Source organism: Streptomyces synnematoformans, from assembly GCF_039531005.1.
Taxonomy (GTDB): Bacteria; Actinomycetota; Actinomycetes; order Streptomycetales; family Streptomycetaceae; genus Streptomyces; species Streptomyces synnematoformans.
This window is the reverse complement of record NZ_BAAAPF010000538.1, coordinates 1-2,659: the sequence shown is the minus strand read 5'-3', so window position 1 is coordinate 2,659 and position 2,659 is coordinate 1. Positions and strand designations below refer to the sequence as shown.

The 2,659-nt window shown below is 77.5% G+C and carries 3 protein-coding genes; 1 reads left to right on the top strand and 2 read right to left on the bottom strand.

The window, feature by feature from the left end; all coding sequences use genetic code 11:
* Together ABD317_RS35660 and fmt are read right to left on the bottom strand one after the other, a co-directional pair.
* The coding region (locus tag ABD317_RS35660; protein ID WP_344295976.1) for a transcription antitermination factor NusB at nt 1-905 on the bottom strand (905 nt) is incomplete at its 3' end.
* A 42-nt stretch (nt 906-947) separates the two neighbouring features.
* The gene (fmt, locus tag ABD317_RS35655; RefSeq protein ID WP_344295973.1) at nt 948-1,901 is read right to left on the bottom strand and encodes a methionyl-tRNA formyltransferase; all 954 of its coding nucleotides are present in this window, start codon (nt 1,899-1,901) and stop codon (nt 948-950) included.
* A 290-nt stretch (nt 1,902-2,191) separates the two neighbouring features.
* Between fmt and ABD317_RS35650 the strand changes: the two genes are divergently transcribed.
* Nucleotides 2,192-2,659, top strand: a 468-nt coding sequence (locus ABD317_RS35650) for a hypothetical protein (protein ID WP_344295970.1), incomplete at its 3' end; no start/stop codon positions are given.

Sequence of the window (2,659 nt, the reverse complement as noted above, 5' to 3'; positions counted from 1 at the left end):
GCCGCGACCAGCCCGGGCAGCAGCGCCGCCTTGCCGGCCGGCCCCGCGCAGCCGTCGAGCCAGCGGGTGTCCGGCCCGTCCAGCGGCGCGTTCGCCAGCGCCAGCGTGACGAGCTGGCTGCCCTCGTCCTGCACGCCGGCCCGCCCCTCGCGCACCGCGTCCAGCGCCCCCGGGTCGCCGCCCTCGGCGAGCCGAACGGCGTACGGGGACCAGCGCCCCGGCAGCGTCTCCGGGCCGCTCAGCTCGGCCGGTGCGGCCCGGCCGGGGCGGGCGACGAGGGTGACCTCGGGCCGGTCGTTGTCGGCGGCGAGCAGCTCCTCCATCCCGGCCCGGCCGCCGCCGAGCGCGTCCCACAGCGCGGAGACGATCCAGCGCGGGTGGGAGTGGACGACCGCCAGGTGCTCCTCGGGGTCGTCGTCGTACGGCGGCGCCACCTCGGCCAGCCACCCGTCGAGGTCGCGGGCGGCGATCCGGCGCAGCACGGCGTTGACGAACCGCGCCCGCCCGTCGCCCAGCACCACCCGGGCCAACTCCACCGACGCCGACACGGCGGCGTGCGGGGGGATGCGGGTGCCGAGGAGCTGGTGGGCGCCGAGGCTGAGGACGTCGAGCACCTCGGGGTCGACCTCGCGCAGCGGGCGGTCGACGCACTCGGCGATGATCCGGTCGTACGTGCCCTGGCGGCGCAGCGTGCCGTAGACCAGCTCCGTGGCCAGCGCCGCGTCCCGGCCGTCGAAGCCGCCCTGCTGCCGGGCCTGCCGGAGCATCGGCGGCAGCACGAGGTTGGCGTAGGCGTCGCGCTCGTCGACCGCGCGGAGCGCGTCGTAGGCGAGGATCCGTACGGGGTCCTTCTGCGGCCTGCGGTAGGGCTTGGCGGGCCGGCGACGGCGCGGCTGGTCGCTCACGTGAAATGTGCTCCGGGGCTGGCTGTTGCGTACACCGGAAGCCTACGCCCCGGGCGGTTCCGGCCCGTCGCCGAGGCGTTCGCCGGAGGCGATGCGCGCCCCGCGCGCCCAGTCCGCCGCCGCCATCGGCCGCTTGCCCTGCGCCTGCACCCACTGCAGCTCCACGGCGTGCGAGCCGGTGCCGGCGGTGACCGCGGACTTCGTCACGTCGAGTTCGCCGGGCGCGAGGCCGGTGCGCTCGGGGCGCGGCGTGACCGAGCGGATCTTCAGCCGCTCGCCGCGGAACGTCGTCCACGCGCCGGGCGCCGGGGCGCAGCCGCGCACCACCCGGTCGACGCGCAGCGCGGGGGCGGTGAAGTCCAGCCGCGCGTCCGCCACCTGGATCTTCGGGGCCGACGAGACGCCCTCGGCGGGCTGCGGCACGGCCGTGACGGTGCCGTCCTCGATGCCGTCCATCGTGGCGGCGAGCAGCCCCGCGCCGGCCATGGCCAGCCGGGTCAGCAGATCGCCGCTGGTGTCGGTGGGCCGCACCTGCTCGGTGACGACCCCGAACACCGGCCCGGAGTCGAGCCCTTCCTCGATACGGAACGTGGTCGCGCCGGTCACCTCGTCGCCGGCGAGGATCGCGTGCTGCACGGGCGCGGCGCCGCGCCAGGCGGGCAGCAGCGAGAAGTGCAGGTTGACCCAGCCGTGCGCGGGGATCGCGAGCGCGGCCGGGGGCAGCAGCGCGCCGTACGCGACCACGGGGCAGCAGTCGGGGCCGAGGGCGCGCAGCCGCTCCAGGAACTCCGGCTCCTTGGGCCGCCCGGGCTTCAGCACCTCGACGCCGGCCTCCTCGGCCCGCTGCGCGACCGGGCTCGCCACCAGCCGCCGGCCGCGGCCGGCGGGGGCGTCGGGCCGGGTGACGACGGCGACGACCTCGTGCCGGTCCGACGCCAGCAGGGCGTCGAGGGCGGGCACGGCGACTTCCGGCGTACCGGCGAAAACGAGCCTCATGGGTGGCGCGGGTTCCTCTCGGCTGCGCGCGGGTGCGCGTCGTGACGGCGACGGAGTGCGCCAAGTCTAGGACGCCGGGCGGGCCGTCCGCGGGGCGGGCGCGGCGAAACGCCCGGGCCCGGATACGCCCGGGGCGTGCGGTCGGCCGCACGCTCCCGGGTGCCGTGCGCGCGCCCCCGACCCGTGACCGCCGACTGAGTGTCGCGTTGCTCAGTCAGGAAAGTGAAAAGTGACCGAAACGGGCCGCTCCGCAGCCCGATCCGAACGACGCCGGTTCGAGAGGCTTCTCCATGGCCGACCACGCAAGCCACGACGCCCAGGCGCGGGCGAGCCTGCAGCTCCTGGTGCGGGACATCGAAAGGGTGCGCCGGCAGGTCGACGCGCTGCGCACCCTCACCGCCCAGCTGGGCAACGTCTACCGCCCCCGGCGGACGGGCCCGTCCGCCGGGTTCGTCGTCTACGGGCGGGCCCCGGCGCCCACGGTGCGGCTCGCCCAGGAGCTGCGGGACAGCGTCGAGACGCTGGTGACCGCGGCCGTCGACTTCGACCGCTCGCTCGGCTTCTCCTGGGACGCGGTGGGCTCGGCGCTGGGCGTCACCAAGCAGGCGGTGCACCGCCGCTACGGCACGCGGCGGGCGCAGCAGCCCGGCGGTGACGCCGCGGAGGGCGGCGGGCCCGGCGCCGGCGGTCCGATGGGTGCCGAGGGCCGGATGCCCGCGGGCACGCTCCCGGTCGTCCCGGCGGCCCCGGGGGCGCCG